This window comes from Chelativorans multitrophicus (genome assembly GCF_011317445.1).
Lineage (GTDB): Bacteria > Pseudomonadota > Alphaproteobacteria > Rhizobiales > Rhizobiaceae > Chelativorans > Chelativorans multitrophicus.
The window spans coordinates 572,836-592,805 of the sequence record NZ_JAAAPL010000003.1; the positions used below are offsets into that span (position 1 = coordinate 572,836).

Here is a 19,970-nt window from a genome sequence, read left to right on the forward strand (position 1 = left end):
TGGCTTGTGATTGGATTGATTGTCCCGCTTTGACGCGTTGAATGCAACGCGAGGAAAATCGAAGCCGTTGTGCAGAAATTAAAGCGCTGCTAGCAAGTGCGTGCATAAAATCATGTAAGGTGGCGCCTATGGATTGGGACGATGTCCGTGTGTTCCTCGCGGTCGCCCGCGCCGGTCAGATACTCGGCGCGGCCAGGCGGCTCGGCCTCAACCACGCCACTGTTTCCCGGCGCGTGGCCGCGCTTGAGGACGCCGCCGGCGCAAAGCTTTTCCGCAGGCTTACCACAGGAAGCGAATTGACGCCGGCCGGCGAGCGCCTGCTGGCGGCGGCGGAGCGCATGGAAGCCGATATGATTGCCGCCCGCGCCGAGATCGCAGGCGAGGGCGAGGACATTTCGGGCAGCGTTCGCATCGGCGCGCCGGACGGTTTTGGCGTAGCCTTCCTCGCGCCGCGGCTGTGGCGGCTGACAGAACGCCACCCGCGGCTTTCAATCCAACTCGTGCCGGTCCCGCGTTCCCTGTCGTTGTCGCGGCGGGAGGCCGACATCGCCATCACCGTCGATCGCCCCACCGAGGGAAGGCTGGTGGCATCCAAGCTCGTGGACTATTCGCTGGGCCTTTTTGCCTCAAAAGCCTATGCGGCGGGGCACGGCCTGCCGCAGAACGCGGCGGAGCTGGCGCACCATAGGCTCGTCGGCTATGTGCCGGATCTCGTCTTCAGCCCGACGCTCGATTATGCGGCGGAAATCTCGGAACATTGGGATGCCGCTTTTGCTGTCTCCTCCGCCATGGGTCAGGTGGAGGCGGTGCGCGCCGGCGCGGGCATAGGTATCCTGCACTGCTTCATCGCACGCGGCATGGAGGATCTGGTTGCGGTTCCCTTCGCGCAGCCCATCCGGCGTAGCTATTGGCTGGTTTTTCACGAATCCATGAGGATGACCCGACAGATACAGGCCGCCGCCGCCTTCATCGGCGAGATCGTGGCGCAGGAACGCAGGATCTTCGCCTGATCAACGCCGGGCCCGGGCCCCTTCTATGGCGAGGGCGAGAAGCGCCTGGCGGCTGACGGGCTCAGCCACGGCCGGGTGCTGGCGTGATTTCAGGATCGCACCCTGTAACCGTTCCGCGGCGGCATGCAGCATCGCCTGGTTCCAACGCTGGACCGCCTGCTCGACGGCCGACCGCCGGGCGAAGAACACCGGCGGGCGGGCGGATGCGACAGCGGCGGCGGGCGATTTGCCTTGCGCTTCCACCTGTTCCCGCATGAGCTGAAGCCCCTGGACATGCCGCAAAGCAGCGGAAAGCATGAGGAATGCTGGACTGCCGCCCGCCACATGGCGGGTGAAGAGATGGTCGAAATCGGCGATCCGGCCGGTCATGATGGCGTCGACCGCTTCGTCCACGCTGATCCCGGAAACGTCGCCGATAAGCGCGCGAATATCGTCTGCGGTCACCTCGCTGGCGCCCGCGCAATAGAGCGCGAGTTTTTCAAGCTCGCCGCGCGTGGCGAGCCGGTCTCCTCCAAGATTGGCCTTGAGGAGGTGCCGGGCGTCCAGCGTGATCGTCAGCTTGGCCTTCGACAACACGTCGTCGATCACCGCGTCGATGCTGCGCGAATCGTCGCTGTAGCAGGGAAGCGCAATCGCACGATCTCCCCGCTCCACGGTGGTACGCAGGCTTGCGCTCTTCTTCAGGTCACCGGCCTCGATCAGGACGAGGCAGTCGGAAGGCGGCTCCTCAACAAGGGCTGCGATATCGGCTGCGATTGCGCTCTGGCTGCCGACGCCGCGCACCCAGACCAGGCGCCGGTCCGCGAACATGGGAACGGTGCGCGCCTCATCCAGCAGGCGTCCCGGCTGGTCGGCTTCCGCTGCGTCGATCTTGACTACGGAGAAGGGGTCATCGAGCGGCAAGCCGCTTTTTTGAGCAAAAAGGCGCGCGCGCTCGGAAACGAGGCCGCGATCAGGACCATAGAGCAGCACCACGACGATAGTGGAGTCGGGCCTTGCCAGCCAGCCGTCGACCTCGTGTGCCTTCTTTTGAGCCATGATTGGAAACTAAGCGCCGCCTAAGCCCGTGTGAAGATGCTGCCCGGCCCAATCCGCGATGAGCCGATGCGCGATGCTGCCTTCGAACGGGACAGTCATTCCCTCGCCGGCGGGGCGGGCAAGCATCTCCCGGGCCTCGGCGCTGGAAAACCAGCGGCAGTCTTCGAGCTCCAAGCTATCGAAGCGGATCTCGTCGGAGAGCGCTTCGCCGTAGCAGCCGATCATCAGGGAATGCGGAAACGGCCATGGCTGGCTCGCATGATAGCGCACGCGGCCGAGCGTGATGCCCGATTCTTCCAGTGTTTCCCGGCGGACCGCGTCTTCGATCGTTTCGCCCGGTTCCACGAAGCCGGCGAGACAGGAGAACATGCCGGGGCGGAAGTGGGGGCTGCGGCCGAGGAGGCAACGGTCGTTCCTCTCGTCGACGGCCAGCATGATGACCACGGGGTCGGTGCGCGGGAAAAACTCCTTCGCGCAGGCTGCGCAGTAACGGCGGTATCCGCCTGCTCTTGCCTCTGTCCGTTCGCCGCAGAGGCCGCAATGAAGCGAGGACCGGTTCCAGGCCAGAAGGCTTGCGCCTTGCGCCACCTCTCCAAGCTGCTCGCTTGAGAGCAGGCGTTGATGAAAAAGGGAGCGGTAGTCGAGCGCCTTTAAGGGTGCTGGCAGCGCTTCGGCCTCAGTCTTCACCGGGACCATCAGGCGCGGCTCGCCTGCCTCGGTGTAGCCAAGCAGGACCGCTGCTGCAGTTTCGGGATCAAGCGGCCGCAACTCGCTCAACGTAAAGGTGGGCTCGGCCGTCGCCCCATCAAACTTGATGAGCAGCCGGCCTTCCGTGCTGCCGTATAGGGCCGCGCGCGGATCGGCAAGCGCCTCTTCCAGGCATCCTTCGGGCCGCTGCTCGGACCGGCGATCGAGCGTGTTGCCGGCAAAGGCGATGAGCTTGCTTGCCTCCCGGCACATCTGCTCGAATGGCGATCTCATTCCTAATCCTCGTTGGCACCGAGTTGGGCAAGGGCCTGGCCCTTGCCGCGCGCCCGCAGGATCAGTGGCACGACAACTGCCGCCAGCGCAAGCAGGAGAAGCGTTATTGCGATCGGTGATCCGACGAGAATAGATGGATCGCCCTGGCTGATGGAGAGCGCCCGGCGCAATTGCTGCTCGGCCAACGGCCCGAGGATCAGGCCGACGACGACGGGCGCGATCGGATAACCAAAGCGCCGAAGCATGTAACCAAGAACGCCGAAGGCGAGGAGCATTCCCAGTTCAAAAGTCGATGGGTTGGCGCCGATCGTGCCCAAGGTGGCGAACATCAGAATGCCCGCATAAAGCCAGGGCGCGGGGATGGCGAGGAGCCGCACCCAGAGCCCGATCAGCGGCAGGTTGAGGACAAGCAGCATGAAATTCGCCACCAGCAGGCTGGCGATCAGGCCCCAGACGAGCTGCGGATTGCTCGAGAAGAGAAGCGGTCCAGGCTGCAGCCCGAACTGCTGGAAACCCGCAAGCATGATGGCGGCGGTGGCTGTGGTGGGGAGCCCCAATGTCAGGAGAGGGACGAGCGTGCCCGCGGCGGAGGCATTGTTTGCGGCCTCGGGGCCAGCAACGCCCTCGATGGCGCCATGCCCGAACTCTTCCGGCCTTTTGGTGAGCTGTCTTTCCATGGAATAGGAGAGGAAGGTGCCGATCTCCGCGCCACCGGCAGGCATGGCGCCGATCGGAAAGCCCACAGCCGTTCCGCGCAGCCAGGGCTTCCAGGAGCGCGCCCAATCCTCTCGGTTCATCCACACAGAGCCCTTGACCGGGACGATGGTCTGCTGAGCGGCCGCCCTGGAGGAGGCGACTGAAAGTGCCTCGCCAACGGCAAACAGGGCCACGGCAAGGGTGGTGACCTCAATGCCGTCGAGCAGGTCGGGGATGCCGAAGGCAAGGCGGGCCTGCCCCGTCTGCAGGTCGATGCCGACGAGACCGAGGGTCAGACCGATGAACAGCGCGGTGAGCCCGCGCAGCGTCGATTCTCCAAAGGCGGCCGAGACCGTCATGAAGGCGAGCACCATCAGCGCAAAATATTCCGCCGGGCCAAAGGAGAGAGCGATGCTCACAATCCAGGGCGCGACGAAGGCAAGGCCGATCGTGGCGATGAGGCCGGCGACGAAGGAGCCGATGGCGGCCGTGGCAAGCGCGGGACCGCCGCGCCCCGCGCGGGCCATCTTGTTGCCCTCGAGCGCGGTGACGATGGAGGCGCTCTCACCCGGCGTGTTGAGGAGGATAGACGTGGTGGACCCGCCATACATGCCGCCATAATAAATGCCGGCGAACATGATGAGCGACCCGGCGGGATCGAGCTTGTATGTGACGGGAAGGAGCAGCGCCACGGTAAGCGCCGGGCCGATGCCGGGCAGCACCCCTACCGCCGTACCGAGCGTAACGCCGATCAGCGCATAGAGCAGGTTGATCGGCTCGATCGCGGTGAGAAGTCCTTGCGCGAGGAGGGAGAATGTATCCATCGGGTATGTCCGGAATCAGAAGAGCCGCTCCAGCGGCCCCGCCGGAAGAGAAAGCTGCAGGAGCCTGGCGAAAATGAGCCAGACGACGAAGGCGAGCACGATGCCGACCGGCACGGTGAGCCAGAGGGGACCGCGGCCCAGGCCGCGCGCGGTGGCTGCGAAAAGAATGCCGGTTGCGATCGAAAAGCCGGCTGTCGTCAGAAGAAGCATCTGGGCGATCAGACCGCCGACAATCCACGCCAAGGGGCCCAGTTGCTGTGGCTCGCGCTTGGGAAAATCGCCGCGCCAGGCGGCAATCGCCGTCCAGATGGCGAGGAGAAAAAGCCCTGCGGCTATGACGTAAGGGAAAGCGGCCGGGCCGATGCGGGCATAGCCTCCTCCGCTTGTGCCGCCCGCCGTGCTCCAGACAATCACGCCCGCCACCATGGCGAGCGCCGCCGCAATGGCGAGCGCCGCCCAGTCCGGGCGGCGCCCGGCGCCCGATCCGCCGCCCAGGCTCATTGCACGAGGCCGATCTCTTTCAGGACCGCTTCGGTGGATTCGACGTCCTTCTGAAGTTCCTGCTTAAAGGCGTCGCCCGCAAGATATGTGTTCGCCCACCCTCTCTCTTCGAGGATGTTCTGCCAGGTTTGCGAATTCACCATCTTCTCGATATCGGCGGTGATCGCCGCCGTCTGCTCCTCGGTCAGGTCAGGTCCTGCAGCGACCATGCGCCAGTTCTGAATCGCGACGTCAACGCCGCTTTCCTTGAAGGTGGGAGCGTCGATGCCTTCCACGCGCTCCTCGCTGGAAATACCGATAAGACGGAGCTGCCCGGCCTCGATCTGCGATTCGAATTCGCCATAGCCGGAGATGCCAACCGTCACCTGCCCGCCCAGGATGGCGGCCAAGGCTTCGCCGCCGCCTGAAAACGCGATGTAGTTCACCTGGGTGGGATCGACGCCGATGGCCTTTGCGATAAGTCCGGCGGTGATGTGGTCGGTGCCGCCGGCCGAGCCGCCGCCCCAGGAGACAGCGCCGGGATCTGCCTTCAGTTTTTCCACCAGGCCGGCCATGTCCTGGATGTCCGAATTGGCGGGAACGACGATCACCTCGTATTCCCCCGTCAGGCGGGCGATCGGCGTGACCTGTTCAAGCGTGACAGGCGAGTTGTTGGTGAGGATCGCGCCGACCATCACGTAGCCGCCGACGATAAGCTGAAATGGGTCGCCCTTGGCCTGGTTCACGAATTGCGCAAGACCGATCGTGCCGCCCGCGCCCGGTACATTCACCACCTGCACGCTGCTGGAGATATTTTCGTCCTGAAGCGCCGTCTGCATCGCGCGCGCGGTCTGGTCCCAGCCGCCGCCCGGTGCGGCCGGCGCCATGATCCTGTAATCCGCCGCATGGACCGGCAATGCCAACGCACCGGCAATGATGGTTCCCAAGATAAAATGCTTCACGGGCAAATCCTCCCTTTCTCTCGATCATTCATGAGGCCGGCCTGTTTGCGCTCGGTCCCCCTTATCCGGCAATCAGCACAATAGCAGGGAATATCACCGTAGGCGACGGCTCCACTGGGCTTGGGGTAGCCACGCTCCGACCGATTGGCAACCCGTCATTTGGTCGAAGCACCTCCACGGAACAAAGGACACAAGCGGGCGCTTTGGAGGGTTCTGGAACCTTCGACCGGGAGAGCACCATGCATGTGCAGGAGATGATCAGCGCCCATCCGGACGTTCAGGGAAGCACCGCTGACAGGCTGCTTCGCTGCATAGAGGAATGCTATAACTGCGCCCAGACCTGCACGGCATGCGCCGATGCCTGCCTGGCCGAATCGTCTGTGGACATGCTGAAACAATGCATCCGTCTAAACCTCGACTGCGCGGATATCTGTGCGGTGACGGGGGCGGTTGCTTCTCGGCGCACCGGCCGGAACGCGGATGTGATGAGGGCGATGATCGAGGTTTGCGAGCAGGCCTGCCGCACCTGCGGCGAGGAATGCCACATGCATGCGGATCAGCACGAGCATTGCCGTATTTGTGCCGAAGCATGCATGAGCTGTGCGGATGCCTGCCGCGAAGCGGTCGCCGACGTGCATTGATCGCCACCAAAGAGGCAATGATGGGCGACGACAAGACTTTTACAGACGCCGAAAATCGGGCGCGGGTGCCGCACGGCGACGATCCCGCCGTTCGGCATCTGGCCGAGCGTTATGGCCTACCTCTGGAACAGGCGCGCGACCTGCACGAGCGGTTCGGCCACGATCAGCCGCTTCTGGAGCGCGAAGTTCAGAGGCTGAAGAAGCGAAGCTGAGCTTCTTAAGACGGCTGTACCGAGAGCGCTGCCGGAAGCGGTTATCGCAGTCTAGAAATCCACCTCTAGGGCCACTCCGCGGGCAATTGCCAGATCGACGGCGGCCGAGGCGACCGCGAGATCCTGCAGGCCCACGCCTGTGCCGTCGAACAATGTGATTTCATCATCAGAACTGCGTCCGGGATGCATACCGTTGATGACCTGCCCGAGCTCGATGATATCGCCGGCAGCCAATAGCCCCTTTTCGACCGCATGCTGCGCCTCGCCAATTGAGATCGACTGAGCGACCTCATCGGTAAACACCGTCGCCATGGCGACGAGTTCGGCTTCTACCTCCTGCTTGCCCTTTGTGTCGGTTCCCATGCAGGCCAAGTGCGTGCCGGGACGGACCTGCGCGGCCTTGAGGAGTGAGGCAAAGGACGAGGTGATGGTGATGATCACGTCCGCTTCCGCGCCGAGGCGGTCAAGATCAACCGATTCGAAGGGGATGTTCCGTTCGGCCGCTACGACTTGGAGGCGGCTCAGCATCTCAGGGTCGATATTCCAGCCCACCACCTTCTTGAAGGCGCGCTGATCAAGGGCTGCCCTGAGCTGGAACGTCGATTGATGGCCGGCGCCAACTATCCCGATGACCTGGGCATCGCGGCGCGCGAGATATTTTATCGAGACGGCCGAAGCGGCCGCCGTGCGCAGCGCGGTCAAAAGATTGCCGCCGACCACCGCCCGGCAGCGGCCGGTATCCGCATCGAACAGGAAGATCGTGGATTGGTGGTTCGTCAGTCCCTTCTCGACGTTGTTCGGCCAAAAGCCGCCCGACTTGAGACCGAGCGCCAGGCTCTCGCGATCGAACCCCGATTTGAAGCCGTAAAGGGCGCCGGCATGGCCGATGGCTTCACGAATGACCGGGAAGTTGGTGGCCGACTTCCTGGCCATCGAGGCAAAGACCTGCTCGACCGCCGTGAAGCAGTCGGCGGCAGAAATAAGCCCGGAGATCTCGCGCTCGGGGACAATTATCATGAATATTCTCCGTGAGACGATACCCGGGACGTTTGCCCGGGCACTGCTTCAATAGGCCTTGCCGCGGGCCGAAACGGGCCAGAGCGTTTCGACTTTGCCGTTGCGAACGCCGACATACCAGTCGTGGACATTGCAGGTGGGGTCGCAATGGCCAGGGACCAGGCGGAGCTTTTCGTTGATCTTGAGGACGCCGTTGGGGTCTTCGACCACGCCATGCTCATCGGAGCATTTGATGTATTTGACGTCGTCGCGGCCGTAGACAACGGGCAGGCCGCTGTCGACCGACTGCGCCTTGAGACCGGCATCGACGACCGCCAGATGCGGTTTGGCATGGCTCATCACCGATGTCAGGATGAACAGCGCGTTCTCCCATTCGCCCTGATCTATGCGCTTTCCCTCCTCATCGCGGATGCGGCCATAGTCGGCATCCATGAAGGCATAGGACCCGCACTGCAGCTCGTTATAGACGCCCGAATTGCTTTCAAAATAATAGCTGCCCGTGCCGCCGCCTGAGACCAGCTCGGGCTCAAGACCCACGGCCTTAAGGGCTTCGACCGCCTTTTTCACTTGCGCGATGGCGGCGTCGAGCTTGGCCTTTCGTTCCTCATAGCCGTCGATGTGCTGCATCGCTCCCTGATAGGCCTGGATACCGGTGAATTTCAGGCCCGGCGCGGCATCGACCGCCGTGGCGATCTCGACGACCTCGGGGCTTGTCTTGACCCCACAGCGCCCGGCGCCACAGTCGATCTCCACAAAGCACTCGATTACCGTGCCATGTTTTTGTGCCGCCGCCGACAGATCGGCGACATTGGCCGGATCGTCGACGCAAACGATCACGCGGGCGCCATAGGCCGGTAGCTTTGCAAGACGATCGATCTTCGCCGCATCGCGCACCTGGTTCGATACCAGAATGTCCTTGAATCCTGCCCGCGCGAAAACCTCGGCCTCCGAGACTTTCTGGCAGCAGACGCCGATCGCCCCGCCCAGTTCCATCTGGAGCTTCAGCACGTCGACGGACTTGTGCATCTTGCCGTGGGCGCGATGGCGCATCCCGTGCGCCCTGGCATAGTCACCCATCTTCTTGATGTTGCGTTCCAGCGCATCCAGATCGAGGATCAGGCACGGCGTCTGGATATCGGCTTCGGCCATGCCCGGCAGTGCGGGAACATCGTAACCGACTTCAAGGCCGGCAAGGCTTGCAGGTGCGTTCATCATTGCTCTCCTCAATTCCAGGGCAATTTGTCGAGATCGACATTGCCGCCTGTAACGATCACGCCGACGCGCTTGCCGGCGAACACTTCCGGATTCTTCAGGATGGTAGCCAGGGGCACCGCGCTCGACGGCTCCATGACGATTTTGAGCCGTTTCCAGATCAGCTTCATCGCGTCGATGATCTCCTGCTCGGAGGCGGTCAGGATGTCGGTGACATGATTGCTGACGAAATGCCAGGTCAGCTCCTTCAGCGGCACTTTCAGCCCGTCGGCAATCGTATCCGGCGCGTCGTCGGCGATGATATGGCCTGCCTTGAAGCTGCGATAGGCATCGTCCGCCTGCTCGGGCTCGGCGGCGTAGATCTTGATATGCGGCGCCAGATTCGACAGCGTCAGGCAGGTTCCCGAAACCATTCCGCCTCCGCCGATGGGCGCAATAACCGCATCCAGGCCTTCGACCTGGTCGATCAGTTCCGCCGAACAGGTTGCCTGCCCGGCGATCACGCGATGATCGTTGTAGGGATGCACAAATTCGGCGCCGGTTTCGGCAACGACTTCGGCGAAGACTGCCTCGCGGGAGCTGGTCGAAGGTTCGCATTCCACCACACGCCCGCCATAGCCCCGAACGGCATCCTTCTTGGCCTGCGGCGCCGTGCGCGGCATCACCACTGTGCAGGGAATGCCCCGCCGCCCGGCGGCATAGGACAGGCAGGTGCCATGATTGCCGCTGGAATGGGTGGCGACGCCGTTCTTTGCCTGCTCCTCGGAAAGGCCGAAGACGGCGTTTGAGGCGCCGCGCGCTTTGAAAGCCCCGGCCTTCTGGAAATTCTCGCATTTGAAGAACAGTTCCGCCCCGGTCAGCTCGTTCAGCATGCGCGAGGTCAGGACCGGCGTATGATGGATATGAGGATTAATCCGCTCACGTGCCGCGAGCATGTCGTTCAATGTCGGAATATAAATCGGCGTATCCATCGTCACGCTGCCCTTTTTTGTGCGTTGCCCGCGCTCAAACGATAATGTTCCTGTGCTGCCGCCACGCCTGAACCGAGTTTGATCGGCAGGCCGAGATCGACCAGCACCATCTCGGCAGTGGCGATGCCCGATAGCGCCATGACATCGGTCAGGCTGCCCAGGTGGCCTATGCGAAAGACCTTGCCGGCGACATCGCCAAGCCCGGTTCCGAATGCGACGCCATAGACGTTGAGTGCGTGGGCGACGACCCTGTTTCCGTCGAACCCGTCAGGCACGCGGATGGCGCTGACCGTGTCCGAGTAAAGTTCCGGCCGGACGGCGCAAAGCCTGAGGCCCCAGGCGGCGACAGCCTGGCGGATTCCTTCGGCAATGCGGTGATGCCGGGCAAAGACGTTCTCCATGCCTTCTTCCAGCAGCATCTCGCTGGCGATCTTCAGGCCGTTCAAGAGCCCGACCGGCGGCGTATAAGGATAGCCGTTATTGGCGTAGCTCCGGGCCATGTCGCGAATATCAAAGAAGGTCCGCGGCAGCTTTGCGGCTTCAACCGCTTCCAGAGCTTTGGGCGAAAAGCCAAGGATTGCCAGGCCGGGCGGCAACATGAAGCCCTTCTGGCTGCCGGTAACGGCAATATCAACGCCCCATTCGTCCATCCGGAAATCCATCGAGGCAATCGAGCTGACGCCGTCGACGAGAAGCAACGCCGGGTGAGCGGCTGCGTCCATCGCATGGCGCACTGCGGCGATATCCGAGCGGACGCCGGTGGCGGTTTCGTTATGGGTCGCCAAGACGGCTTTGATCTTATGCGCCTTATCGGCGGCGAGTATTTCCTCAAAGCGATCGGCCGGCACGCTCTCGCCCCAATCCTGCGGCACGACGATGACATCCAACCCGTGCCGCTGGCACATGTCGATCCAGCGGTGGCTGAACATGCCATTGCGGGTGGCGAGCACCTTGTCGCCGGGCGAAAGGACATTGGTGATCGCCGTCTCCCAACCGCCCGTGCCGGTGGAAGGGAACACGAAGAGCTTTGCCTGTTTGGTTTTCAGCACCTTCTTCACCCCCTCGATCGCCGGGTGAAGGATCTTGCCGAAGAGTGGGCTGCGGTGATCGATGGTCGGCATGTCGACCGCTTTGCGCAGGACTTCGGGAATGTTCGTCGGGCCGGGAATGAAGATCGGATTCTGTGTGCTCACCACCATTCCTCCTCGTTCAAGGGGACGTTAGCACAGGAGTGCAGTCCAGTAAATTTTTTCGAAATCGTTTTTCAAAACAGCGGAATATCGATCTTTTTGGTATGCAAAGCAGCAGCCTATATTTTTTCATTGTGCGCAATCGAATTTCATGATGATTTTTTGTCTGAAGGCAAACCAAACTGGAGTGCTCTCGTGCAACTACCTGTCCGCCGCCGTGGCCGCCCAAAGAGCGGCAGAAACGAGCCGCCGGGCTCAAACATACAGGCGCTCGACCGGGCGCTTGATGTGGTGGAGGCGCTCGCCTCCCATGACGGGATGACCCTTACCGAACTTTCCGATCATCTCCGGCAGTCGGCGGCAACCATGTATCGCGTTCTGTCGACACTGGAGCGACGCCAGTATGTGGAGATCAACCCCGAGCGTCAGGAATGGTTCATCGGCCCTGAGGCATTCCGCCTGGGTTCGGCCTTCCTGCGGCGCACCAATATCGTCGAGAGCAGCCGGTCGATCATGCGGGACCTCATGGCGCGGACCGGCGAGACCTCCAATCTGGGGATCGAGCGTGACGGCGATGTTCTCTTTGTCAGCCAGGTTGAAACGCATGAGACAATCCGCGCATTTTTTCCGCCCGGCACCCGATCGCCACTGCATGCTTCCGGTATCGGGAAGGCTTTGCTGAGCGCTTTCGACGACGAAAGGCTGGAGGCATTCATTAATAGAGCGCGGTTCATCCGCTTCACCGACAAGACGGTGGCCAATGCAGACCAACTGCGAGAAGCGGTGCGCCAAACGCGCGGGCAAGGCTATTCGCTGGATGACGAGGAGCGGACAATCGGCATGCGCTGTGTAGCCGCCGCCATTTTCAACAGCTACGGCGAGGCGGTTGCTGGAATATCGGTATCCGGCCCGACCATCAGGCTGCCTGACTCCAAGGTTCGCGAGATCGGGCAGTGGGTGGTTGAGGCCGCAAACGAAATTTCACGACGGCTCGGTGCGAGATAGTTGATATTGCGTATCATCGCATTCGCGATAGAGCTCCTTCTGCAGCGTCTTGTATTACGCGCCGGTCGTGCTTATATGGCGATGATCGATCTTGTTTGCTGAACTTTGTTACCGCGCGGCAAGCCGCGCTTATGGCGATCTTCCTTATCAAAGTCGATTCAATGCATCGTCACGCATTCGGCGTGACGGGCGCTATTATCGTGACCAATTGAAAGGAATTCGTCATGACTATCGGAACCGTAAAGTTCTTCAACGCAACCAAAGGCTTCGGCTTCATCCAGCCTGATGACGGCGCCGCGGACGTGTTTGTCCATATTTCCGCCGTCGAGCGTGCCGGCATGCGCACCATCGTTGAGGGCCAGAAGCTGAGCTTCGACGTCGTCAGGGATAACCGCTCGGGCAAAAGCGCCGCGGAAAACCTGCAGGCTGCATAAGCATTCGTCTTCGAACCGTGACCACGGATGTACTGGCACGGTTCGTCGAGACGAGAGGAGAGGTCGGGCTTTGCCCGGCCTTTTTGCTTTGGGCCAGCCTGTCAGCCCGCCACTGACGTGACCATCGCCGACTGTCCTTTTGAACGGCCGGCGATGTTCTCCAGCATCATTTCGAACCAGATCCGCTAAGCCAAACCTTAGAAGATCAGCAGAGCTCAAAATGGGTAATGCTGATGCGGATCCTCGACGGTGATCCACCGCGTCTCTGTGAACGCGTCGATCCCCGCCGTGCCGCCAAAGCGGCCGTAGCCGCTATCCCGCATCCCGCCGAACGGCATCTGCGCCTCATCAGAGACGGTGGGGCCGTTGATATGGCATATTCCTGCCTCAATACGCTCGGCCACGCTGATCGCTCTGTTGATGTCGCTTCCAAAGACCGCGGAAGAGAGGCCATAGGAGCTGGCGTTCGCGATCTCAACAGCGTGCTCGGTATCGCGGGCACGCACGACGCAGACCACCGGGCCGAAACTTTCATCTGAAAACAGCGGCATCGTCTCATTGACGTGATCAACAACCGTCGCGGGCATTATGGTGCTGCCGTTGCTCTTGCCGCCCGTCGTGACACGGGCGCCCAATGCGACGGAGGCATCCACCAGCTTGTCAACACGTTCGATGGTCTCGTAATCAACGACCGAGCCGATGACCACATTCCCATTGGGGTCGCCCACGGGAAGCTGAGACGCACGCTCGGTGAACTTGGCCACGAAATCGTCCGCGACACGCTCGTCGACGATGATCCGTTCCGTGGACATGCAGATTTGCCCCTGGTTCATGAAAGCGCCGAATATCGCCGCGTTCACCGCGGCGTCGATGTCAGCGTCGTCGAGGACGACCAGCGGTGCCTTGCCGCCGAGTTCCAGCAGGCACGGCTTCAGCTCGCGTGCTGCAATCTCGGCCACGATCCGCCCAACCCTGGTCGATCCCGTGAAGTTGATGCGGCGCGTCTTTGGATGGGTGATTAACGCCTCGACGACTTCTGGAGCGTCCTGGGGCGAGTGGGTGACCACGTTGAGAACGCCGTCTGGAAATCCTGCCCGGCGGAACGCCTCCCCGATAAGCATGTGGACACGCGGGCATTTCTCCGAAGCCTTCAGAACGACGGTGTTGCCGCACGCGATCGGCATAGCCACCGCGCGCACCCCAAGGATCACCGCGGCGTTCCAAGGCGCCATCCCGACAAGAACCCCGACCGGCCGCTTGATGGCCATCGCCAGACAGCCCGGCTTATCGGAGGGGATCACTTCCCCGCGGATCTGCGTGGTCATGGACGCGGCCTCGCGCAGGATCTTAGCGCCGAACATCACATTGAAACCTGCCCAAGCGGCGGTACAGCCTATCTCGTCGATCGAGGTCCTGACGAATTCGTCCGCCATCGACTCCAGCATATCGGCCGCTTTGTTCAGGAGTGTGCGCCGCGCGTTGGGGCCGGTCTTCGACCAATCGGCAAACGCCGCATCCGCGGCGGCAACCGCCGCGTCCACATCCACCTTCTTCGCAGCCGGGGCAGTCGTCACGACTTCGTTGGTCACGGGATTTTTCCGGTCGAACGTCCCCCCGCCCAAAGCGGGGCGGTCTTCGCCTTTGATTAAAAGCGCTATTTCCATTTCACTATTTCCCTTTGCTAATCCCGGATCAGTCCTGTCCGATCGTCACTTCGATCAGGGCGAGGCCTTTGCCCGCATTTGTGTGTACCAGCGCCTCGGCAAGTGCCGTTTCAAACGCACCAGGGGTCGCTACCTTGCGTGCCCAGGCACGGCTGCCCTGGGCGACGCGGACAAAATCAGGTGAGGGCGAGAGCGCTGTGAGCGGCACCGTATTGGACCGCGCTGCATGTCCGTTCGGATAGAGCTCCACGACAGACTGGCGGACTGCTCCCCATTCAGCGTTGTTCATGACAATGACGATGATCGGGAGATTGCGCGCTTCAGCGATCTGGTGACAAGCGACCGGGTTGGAAAATATGTAAGATCCGTCACCCATCGCGGCGATCACAGGGCGTTCCGGGTCGGCCATCTTGAAACCCAGGGCGGCCGGGAATGCCCAACCCAATCCGCCGGAGTGCGGCCCGTCGAACCATGCCTTGGGATGGTCGAGATGCATCGCATGCATCTGCACGCCAAGTTCGTTGAAGACAGCCGCTTTCGTGCCGCGAAGCGCTTCCGACAGGCTGTAGCTGACCCACGCCTTCGTGAGCTGCGGCGCGTCGCGGCGCTTGCGAATTGCATCGAGCCGCGCGTTCCGAGCCAAGGCATTGGTGCGACCGACCGTTGCCGCACGCTCTTCGTTGCGCGCGCGATGGCCGGACATCCGTGCATCCAGCAGCGCTTTCAAAGCCAAAATCGTCGAACCGGCATCGCCGACCAATGAGAGGTCGGACCGGAAATTTCGCACTGCGGTCCGGGCGTGCAAGGGATCAGCACCAATCTGGATGACAAAGGCATTTTCGCTCGGCTCCATCTCAGCAGGAGACCAAGGCGCGAGACTGTCAATCACCAGGATCGCATCCGCCTTCTCGAGGAGCGGCTTTGGGTCCGGGCCGGCCGCCATCGGATGATCTGTCGGTAAAGCGAGTTGAACGGCCCAATATTGGCAGACGGGAATTCCCCATTCCTCTGCTAACTCCGCCAACGTAGCGAATGCGCGCTCGTTTCCTGCCCCGCGCTGCGCAAAGATCACCGGATGTTTTGCCTCGGCCAGTATATCCGCCGCATGCTCCAAATCGGCACGGAGCGATGCTACCTGCGACGGCTGCATCTGCGGACGCCGGGCACTGCCTTCCTCGGGAATCGTTTCACATAAAACCTCCCTGGGCAGGCTGATGTAAACCGGACCTTTTGGCGATGAGCAGGCGATGCCGTGAGCGCGATCGATCACGTCGTTTATCTGTTCCGGGAAACGGAGCTCGTAATCCCATTTGCAGGCTTCACGCACCAGCCCCGCCTGATCGAGCATTTCCTGCCCCCACCCGATGGGAACGGTCCGGGCACCGAATCTCCCCTTTTCGAGCGTTGGCGTCCGTCCGCCGATCAGCATCATCGGGATCTGCTCACAGGCAGCGTTGATTGCGCCCAGTGCGGCGTTAGCCAGGCCGACATTCGTGTGGACCATGACCGCCTGCGGCCGCCCGGTGGCCAGGTAATAACCATAGGCCATGCCCGTGGCCGCGCCCTCGAAAGGCATCACCAGCGTTTCGGGCAGCGGCATTCCCTTTGCCCGGGCTTCCGCAAGGCCTTCGATGATCGGCGGAAAATCTGTTCCTGAGTTCGCGAAAATGACGTCGATACCCAGACGCTTCAATCGCGACAACAGTGCCGCCCCCGCAGTTATTCGGCCCATCTCACCTACTCCCGGTACAAAAAACTTTTCTAATCTCATATAATGAGATATATATCTTAGGATACGAAAGATGCGCCAGCGAGTCAATTCGAGGGCGCAGGCCAGTGGAGGGTTGTGATGGCGACGCCGCTGAACGGCACAATTTTGAAGGCTTTCCAGATACTTCGGCTCGCCTCGTTCGAGCGGCCGGACATATCGGCGCAACGCGTCCAGTCGGAACTTGGAATGAATTTTGCCACTGCTCACCGTTTCCTCGTGACGCTTGAGGAGGCGGGAGCGCTCATCTCGATAAGGCGCGGCGTCTACCGTTTGGGCCCGTCCGTCGGAAAAATGGGGCGGCTTGCGGAATCCACCACTCCTCACCTTGAGGCCATCCAGCCATTTCTGGACGCGCTCCGCGCACGTCTCAACGAGTCGGTAATGCTCTGCAGGTTTAGCCGTGCCGGACCGACCTGCGTTGCCGTTGCGCTCGCCGAGCGGCCAATCACCGTCGCCATACGGATCGGCACCACACTCAATTTCCTCACATCGGCGCAAGGGCGGTTATGGCTGGCAAGCCTCGAACCGTGGGAGCGAGACGAACTGCTCGCTGGCGAGTCGCATCTCGTTGATCGTCCCGGCCTCGAAGCGGATCTCGCAGCCATTCGCCGCGACGGCGTTGCACAAAACTATGGTGATGCCGAGCCTGATATTGCTGCCGTGGCCGCCCCTATCCGCAATGCTCAGGGCGATCTCCTTCTCACGGTGGCGGTGTTTGGCCCGAAGACCCGGTTCACATCCGATTTCATCAGCATGGCCGCGGAAAGCGTGAAGCGCGTGGCCGGTGATGTCGAAATCAGTCTTACCCGGTGAGCATAGCCGCAGAGGCGCGGTTCCCTGTTACGGTGTGCGGCAGCGGGGGTGACTTGGAGCACGCTCTACCCGGCAGCGTATCGTGATTTTTATTCAACCGCCGCCTCTCTCACGAAGTCTTTAAAGGCCTGAAAGCCTCGCGATACCAATCGATTGCTGGGATAGTACAAATAGTGGCCCGCGCGCGGGGGCAGCCATGACTCAAGCGCCATCACCAGCCGGCCAGATTCAATTTCCTCGGCGACCTGGTCATACAACAGATATCCCACGCCCAAGCCATTGCGCACCAGTTCGGCTGCCACCTCCATATCGTTGACTATCGTGCTGCCGTTGACCTCGATCGAGATGTCTTCGTCACCACGGCGAAACATCCATTGGTAAGGACGCCTGCTGGTGGGAAAACGAAATTCCACGCATTCATGCGCCAACAAATCGCGAGGATGCGAAGGCACTGGATGATCGTGCCAATAGGCAGGAGTCGCCACCACGACAAAACGCGCCTTCGGTCCGACTGGAATCGCGACCATCCGGTCATCCACGATGGCTCCGAGCCGCACGCCAGCGTCGAAATTGTCTTCGGACAAATCAGTTAGATTGTCGTCCGCCCACAACTCTACCTTCATCTCGGGATAGCGGCGGACAAAGCCGTGCACCAGTGAAGCCATATACAGGCGTGCAGCCAGTCGGGATGCCGCGATACGAAGTGTGCCGGCGGGCCGGTCGCGCAATTCCGCCAGGTTGTTGACGGCATGATCGATATTCGAGAGCGCCGGCGAGAGATCTTCGTAGAGCCTTGCCCCAGCCTCCGTCAGCGACATGCTGCGCGTGCTGCGATTGATGAGTTTCAGACCTAGCCGGTCTTCCAACTGCTTGAGCGACAGACTCACGGCAGGTGGCGATACCTCAAGCTCCACGCTCGCGGCGCGGAAGCTCCCAGTCCTGACAATCGACACGAAGGTCTGCAACTCAGCTAGCGAAGGTTTCATTGTTAAGCTCTGCTAATCTATTATTTTAGAATACATCGTATTATCATAACAATCAACCACTCCTAACTACGAGTTCCAAACCGCGATGCGTGCGTGAAGGCACACCGCATCATTCTTGAATAGGAACTCTCGTAATGGACGACAGCACTCATTCCCCAAGGATTCATATTATCTGGGCGCACCCGCGCCGCGACTCCCTGACCGGGCGGGTTGTCAATGCAATCTCGACCGAGGCGCAACAGTTGGGGATGAAAATTGTTGAGCTCGACCTATACCGGTCCGGCTTTGATCCCGTGCTGGAGCCGGAGGATGAGCCTGATTTCACGAACCCCCACAAACGGTATTCCGACGAGGTTTTGGAGCTCGCTGGCTCGCTGACCGGTTCCGATGCCGCCATCATCGTTTTCCCGGTCTGGTGGTATTCGTTGCCTGCGATGCTCAAGGGGTATATCGATCGCGTGTGGAACTATGGTCTTCTTTACGGCAATGGCAAACGACTGCCATTCTCAGCAATCCGCTGGGTCGCGCTTGTGGGCGGTGGTGAGACACGCTTCGTGCGCGAGCATAAGGATCGCTACATGGAAGACCTTCTTAACGATGGCATTGCCATCTACTGTGGCGTTGAAAACTCGACCGTGACTTTTCTCTATAACACGCTTGCCTATGAGGAAGAGGCGGACCTCAGCCAGCATCATCAGGTGCTGATAGAGCAGGCGCGTTCAGTGGTGCGCGAGCTAAATACGGGTTTTAGCCGCAACATAGAGCGGGTAGGCGAGAGTGCGCATGCCTGATTTGCCGATTTCGGCAAACTGCGCATCCATTTCGAGCTTCACGAGATCCTCGCGCATCATCCTTTCCACCAAATGCCAGCTGGGCGCATAGTGGCAATAGGGCTCACTAGTTCCAGGCCGTTGCCGCCGGCGGGAGCAAGCCGATATCGAGCCGCCACCGGGCTTTGGCCGGAATGAATGGTGGCAAAACTCCTCGCTGACAAAAAACGGCGGGCTCGGCCCGCCGTTTTTTGTCGAGCAGAACGGCGAGCGCCATCCTCTTTTTTGCTGATTTACTGCGACGCTTTCTGCACGCCGGCCGCTTCAGAAATGGAGCGATAAGCGGCTTCCGCTTCGTTCACGAGCTCGATCGTGTCTTCGGCATTTCTGTAGGCATAACCAATTCCAGCATTGGCGTAGCCTTCCTTGAGCGCAGGATCGTTCATGGCCTGCTCGAGGATGCTTTCCCAGCCCTTCCGGATTTCCTCCGGCGTATCCTTCGGCATCACCAGCGCCCGCCAGATCGCGAGATTTACCTCCAGTCCGAGGGAACTGAAGCTCGGAACGTCCGGCCAAGCCGCGAGCGGCTCGGATCCGTTGTGCGCAAGGGGCTTCAATTGACCGGCGTCGACCTGCGCCTTGATCTCGGACGGGTAGAGCGCGCCCGCCTGCACATCGCCCGACAGTAGCGAGAGCACGATCTGCGCACCGCCCTTGATCGGCACGCGCAGGAACTGCGCGCCCGTTGCCTGCTCGATCTGGTAACGTGTGTAGTCGTGATTGGTCCAGTTGCCGGAAACGCCAAAGGCGATCGCTTGCGGTTCGGCCTTCGCAGCCTCGATGAACTGCGTTACGTCCATCTCGCCATATGGGCCATTGGCAGCAACCACCAGCACGTTCTGGTCGGCCGAGATCTGGCCGATATAGGCGTAAGAGTCCTTGTTGTAATCGACACCCTCGATGCGAAACTGGTCGGAGACGATGGAGACCGAGACCTGTCCGATCTTGTGCCCGTCCGGCTCGGCGTCGCGCATCTCGCGATAGGCGACCACGCCGCCGCCGGCCGGCTGGTTGATAATGTTGATCGGCTGGCCGGCATATTTCTCCATGATCGCGCCGAGCAGCCGCGCATTGTTGTCGTGGCCGCCGCCGGCGCCCGAGGGTACGATCAGGTCGACCGGGCGCGAGGGCCTCCATTCCTGTGCAACGGCAGGCAGGGCGATTGCCACCGCGGCGACCAGAGCGGCCGAGCCGCTCAATATGTGTCTGAACATAGTTTCCTCCTTCTATTGA

20 protein-coding genes are annotated in these 19,970 nt (G+C 61.3%); 7 read left to right on the forward strand and 13 right to left on the reverse strand.

Annotated elements, in window-relative coordinates:
• Positions 1-128: 128 nt before the first annotated feature.
• Positions 129-1,010, forward strand: coding sequence for a LysR family transcriptional regulator (locus tag GNP00_RS17175; RefSeq protein WP_011582630.1), 882 nt, complete (start codon positions 129-131; stop codon positions 1,008-1,010).
• On the opposite strand, the gene holA is transcribed toward GNP00_RS17175, so the two are convergent.
• Genes holA through GNP00_RS17200 form a run of 5 tightly spaced genes read right to left on the reverse strand, consistent with a single transcriptional unit; the run spans position 1,011 to position 5,991 of the window.
• Positions 1,011-2,048: a DNA polymerase III subunit delta gene (holA, locus tag GNP00_RS17180; RefSeq protein ID WP_166016173.1), complete on the reverse strand. Its 1,038-nt coding sequence runs from the start codon at positions 2,046-2,048 to the stop codon at positions 1,011-1,013. It abuts the gene before it with no gap.
• A 9-nt stretch (positions 2,049-2,057) separates the two neighbouring features.
• Complete coding sequence (gene nudC, locus GNP00_RS17185; protein ID WP_011582628.1) at positions 2,058-3,029, reverse strand: NAD(+) diphosphatase; 972 nt, start codon at positions 3,027-3,029, stop codon at positions 2,058-2,060.
• A gap of 2 nt (positions 3,030-3,031) precedes the next feature.
• The gene (locus tag GNP00_RS17190; protein ID WP_011582627.1) at positions 3,032-4,549 is read right to left on the reverse strand and encodes a tripartite tricarboxylate transporter permease; all 1,518 of its coding nucleotides are present in this window, start codon (positions 4,547-4,549) and stop codon (positions 3,032-3,034) included.
• Positions 4,550-4,564: 15 nt separating this feature from the next.
• Entirely contained in the window at positions 4,565-5,050 is a 486-nt protein-coding gene (locus tag GNP00_RS17195; RefSeq protein ID WP_011582626.1) for a tripartite tricarboxylate transporter TctB family protein, read from the reverse strand.
• Positions 5,047-5,991: a tripartite tricarboxylate transporter substrate-binding protein gene (locus GNP00_RS17200; RefSeq protein WP_011582625.1), complete on the reverse strand. Its 945-nt coding sequence runs from the start codon at positions 5,989-5,991 to the stop codon at positions 5,047-5,049. Before GNP00_RS17200 ends, GNP00_RS17195 begins: the two co-directional genes overlap by 4 nt.
• A gap of 239 nt (positions 5,992-6,230) precedes the next feature.
• Here GNP00_RS17200 and GNP00_RS17205 point away from each other — a divergent pair, with 239 nt between their 5' ends.
• On the forward strand, positions 6,231-6,632 hold the full coding sequence (locus tag GNP00_RS17205) for a four-helix bundle copper-binding protein (RefSeq protein ID WP_011582624.1): 402 nt from the start codon (positions 6,231-6,233) through the stop codon (positions 6,630-6,632).
• 20 nt (positions 6,633-6,652) lie between these two features.
• Complete coding sequence (locus GNP00_RS17210) at positions 6,653-6,844, forward strand: hypothetical protein (RefSeq protein WP_083764603.1); 192 nt, start codon at positions 6,653-6,655, stop codon at positions 6,842-6,844.
• 51 nt (positions 6,845-6,895) lie between these two features.
• Here GNP00_RS17210 and bhcD read toward each other — a convergent pair whose 3' ends face one another.
• From bhcD to bhcA, 4 genes are read right to left on the reverse strand one after another with little or no spacing between them, the layout of a single operon-like run.
• The gene (gene bhcD / locus GNP00_RS17215) at positions 6,896-7,861 is read right to left on the reverse strand and encodes an iminosuccinate reductase BhcD (RefSeq protein ID WP_011582623.1); all 966 of its coding nucleotides are present in this window, start codon (positions 7,859-7,861) and stop codon (positions 6,896-6,898) included.
• Between the two features lie 48 nt (positions 7,862-7,909).
• Positions 7,910-9,073, reverse strand: a complete 1,164-nt coding sequence (bhcC, locus tag GNP00_RS17220) for a 3-hydroxy-D-aspartate aldolase BhcC (RefSeq protein ID WP_041545644.1) — start codon at positions 9,071-9,073, stop codon at positions 7,910-7,912.
• 11 nt (positions 9,074-9,084) lie between these two features.
• Positions 9,085-10,044 (reverse strand): beta-hydroxyaspartate dehydratase BhcB, encoded by a 960-nt coding sequence (gene bhcB / locus GNP00_RS17225; RefSeq protein ID WP_011582621.1) that lies wholly within the window; start codon positions 10,042-10,044, stop codon positions 9,085-9,087.
• A 2-nt stretch (positions 10,045-10,046) separates the two neighbouring features.
• Positions 10,047-11,237 carry an L-aspartate--glyoxylate aminotransferase BhcA gene (gene bhcA / locus GNP00_RS17230; protein ID WP_041545642.1) on the reverse strand — a complete coding sequence of 397 codons (1,191 nt, stop codon included), beginning with the start codon at positions 11,235-11,237 and terminating at the stop codon, positions 10,047-10,049.
• Between the two features lie 192 nt (positions 11,238-11,429).
• Between bhcA and bhcR the strand changes: the two genes are divergently transcribed.
• The gene (gene bhcR, locus GNP00_RS17235) at positions 11,430-12,239 is read left to right on the forward strand and encodes an HTH-type transcriptional regulator BhcR (protein ID WP_011582619.1); all 810 of its coding nucleotides are present in this window, start codon (positions 11,430-11,432) and stop codon (positions 12,237-12,239) included.
• 224 nt (positions 12,240-12,463) lie between these two features.
• Complete coding sequence (locus tag GNP00_RS17240; RefSeq protein WP_011582618.1) at positions 12,464-12,673, forward strand: cold-shock protein; 210 nt, start codon at positions 12,464-12,466, stop codon at positions 12,671-12,673.
• A gap of 215 nt (positions 12,674-12,888) precedes the next feature.
• Here GNP00_RS17240 and GNP00_RS17245 read toward each other — a convergent pair whose 3' ends face one another.
• Both GNP00_RS17245 and GNP00_RS17250 read right to left on the reverse strand, forming a co-directional pair.
• On the reverse strand, positions 12,889-14,337 hold the full coding sequence (locus GNP00_RS17245; protein WP_011582617.1) for an aldehyde dehydrogenase: 1,449 nt from the start codon (positions 14,335-14,337) through the stop codon (positions 12,889-12,891).
• 28 nt (positions 14,338-14,365) lie between these two features.
• Positions 14,366-16,069 carry a thiamine pyrophosphate-requiring protein gene (locus GNP00_RS17250; protein ID WP_011582616.1) on the reverse strand — a complete coding sequence of 568 codons (1,704 nt, stop codon included), beginning with the start codon at positions 16,067-16,069 and terminating at the stop codon, positions 14,366-14,368.
• Positions 16,070-16,186: 117 nt separating this feature from the next.
• Between GNP00_RS17250 and GNP00_RS17255 the strand changes: the two genes are divergently transcribed.
• Complete coding sequence (locus tag GNP00_RS17255; protein WP_011582615.1) at positions 16,187-16,921, forward strand: IclR family transcriptional regulator; 735 nt, start codon at positions 16,187-16,189, stop codon at positions 16,919-16,921.
• An 89-nt stretch (positions 16,922-17,010) separates the two neighbouring features.
• Here the strand turns inward: GNP00_RS17255 and GNP00_RS17260 are convergent, their stop codons facing one another.
• Complete coding sequence (locus GNP00_RS17260; protein ID WP_011582614.1) at positions 17,011-17,907, reverse strand: LysR family transcriptional regulator; 897 nt, start codon at positions 17,905-17,907, stop codon at positions 17,011-17,013.
• 134 nt (positions 17,908-18,041) lie between these two features.
• Here GNP00_RS17260 and GNP00_RS17265 point away from each other — a divergent pair, with 134 nt between their 5' ends.
• Positions 18,042-18,698: an NAD(P)H oxidoreductase gene (locus GNP00_RS17265; RefSeq protein ID WP_011582613.1), complete on the forward strand. Its 657-nt coding sequence runs from the start codon at positions 18,042-18,044 to the stop codon at positions 18,696-18,698.
• Positions 18,699-18,970: 272 nt separating this feature from the next.
• Here GNP00_RS17265 and GNP00_RS17270 read toward each other — a convergent pair whose 3' ends face one another.
• Complete coding sequence (locus GNP00_RS17270) at positions 18,971-19,951, reverse strand: tripartite tricarboxylate transporter substrate binding protein (RefSeq protein ID WP_011582612.1); 981 nt, start codon at positions 19,949-19,951, stop codon at positions 18,971-18,973.
• Between the last annotated feature and the right edge of the window lie 19 nt (positions 19,952-19,970).

What these genes read in the sequence shown, in the direction of transcription:
- GNP00_RS17175 (WP_011582630.1), top strand. Translation starts at nt 129, where the DNA reads ATGGATTGGGACGATGTCCGTGTGTTCCTCGCGGTCGCCCGCGCCGGT.
- holA (WP_166016173.1), bottom strand. Translation starts at nt 2,048, where the DNA reads ATGGCTCAAAAGAAGGCACACGAGGTCGACGGCTGGCTGGCAAGGCCC.
- nudC (WP_011582628.1), bottom strand. Translation starts at nt 3,029, where the DNA reads ATGAGATCGCCATTCGAGCAGATGTGCCGGGAGGCAAGCAAGCTCATC.
- GNP00_RS17190 (WP_011582627.1), bottom strand. Translation starts at nt 4,549, where the DNA reads ATGGATACATTCTCCCTCCTCGCGCAAGGACTTCTCACCGCGATCGAG.
- GNP00_RS17195 (WP_011582626.1), bottom strand. Translation starts at nt 5,050, where the DNA reads ATGAGCCTGGGCGGCGGATCGGGCGCCGGGCGCCGCCCGGACTGGGCG.
- GNP00_RS17205 (WP_011582624.1), top strand. Translation starts at nt 6,231, where the DNA reads ATGCATGTGCAGGAGATGATCAGCGCCCATCCGGACGTTCAGGGAAGC.
- GNP00_RS17210 (WP_083764603.1), top strand. Translation starts at nt 6,653, where the DNA reads ATGGGCGACGACAAGACTTTTACAGACGCCGAAAATCGGGCGCGGGTG.
- bhcD (WP_011582623.1), bottom strand. Translation starts at nt 7,861, where the DNA reads ATGATAATTGTCCCCGAGCGCGAGATCTCCGGGCTTATTTCTGCCGCC.
- bhcC (WP_041545644.1), bottom strand. Translation starts at nt 9,073, where the DNA reads ATGAACGCACCTGCAAGCCTTGCCGGCCTTGAAGTCGGTTACGATGTT.
- bhcB (WP_011582621.1), bottom strand. Translation starts at nt 10,044, where the DNA reads ATGGATACGCCGATTTATATTCCGACATTGAACGACATGCTCGCGGCA.
- GNP00_RS17240 (WP_011582618.1), top strand. Translation starts at nt 12,464, where the DNA reads ATGACTATCGGAACCGTAAAGTTCTTCAACGCAACCAAAGGCTTCGGC.
- GNP00_RS17245 (WP_011582617.1), bottom strand. Translation starts at nt 14,337, where the DNA reads ATGGAAATAGCGCTTTTAATCAAAGGCGAAGACCGCCCCGCTTTGGGC.
- GNP00_RS17250 (WP_011582616.1), bottom strand. Translation starts at nt 16,069, where the DNA reads ATGGGCCGAATAACTGCGGGGGCGGCACTGTTGTCGCGATTGAAGCGT.
- GNP00_RS17255 (WP_011582615.1), top strand. Translation starts at nt 16,187, where the DNA reads ATGGCGACGCCGCTGAACGGCACAATTTTGAAGGCTTTCCAGATACTT.
- GNP00_RS17260 (WP_011582614.1), bottom strand. Translation starts at nt 17,907, where the DNA reads ATGAAACCTTCGCTAGCTGAGTTGCAGACCTTCGTGTCGATTGTCAGG.
- GNP00_RS17265 (WP_011582613.1), top strand. Translation starts at nt 18,042, where the DNA reads ATGGACGACAGCACTCATTCCCCAAGGATTCATATTATCTGGGCGCAC.
- GNP00_RS17270 (WP_011582612.1), bottom strand. Translation starts at nt 19,951, where the DNA reads ATGTTCAGACACATATTGAGCGGCTCGGCCGCTCTGGTCGCCGCGGTG.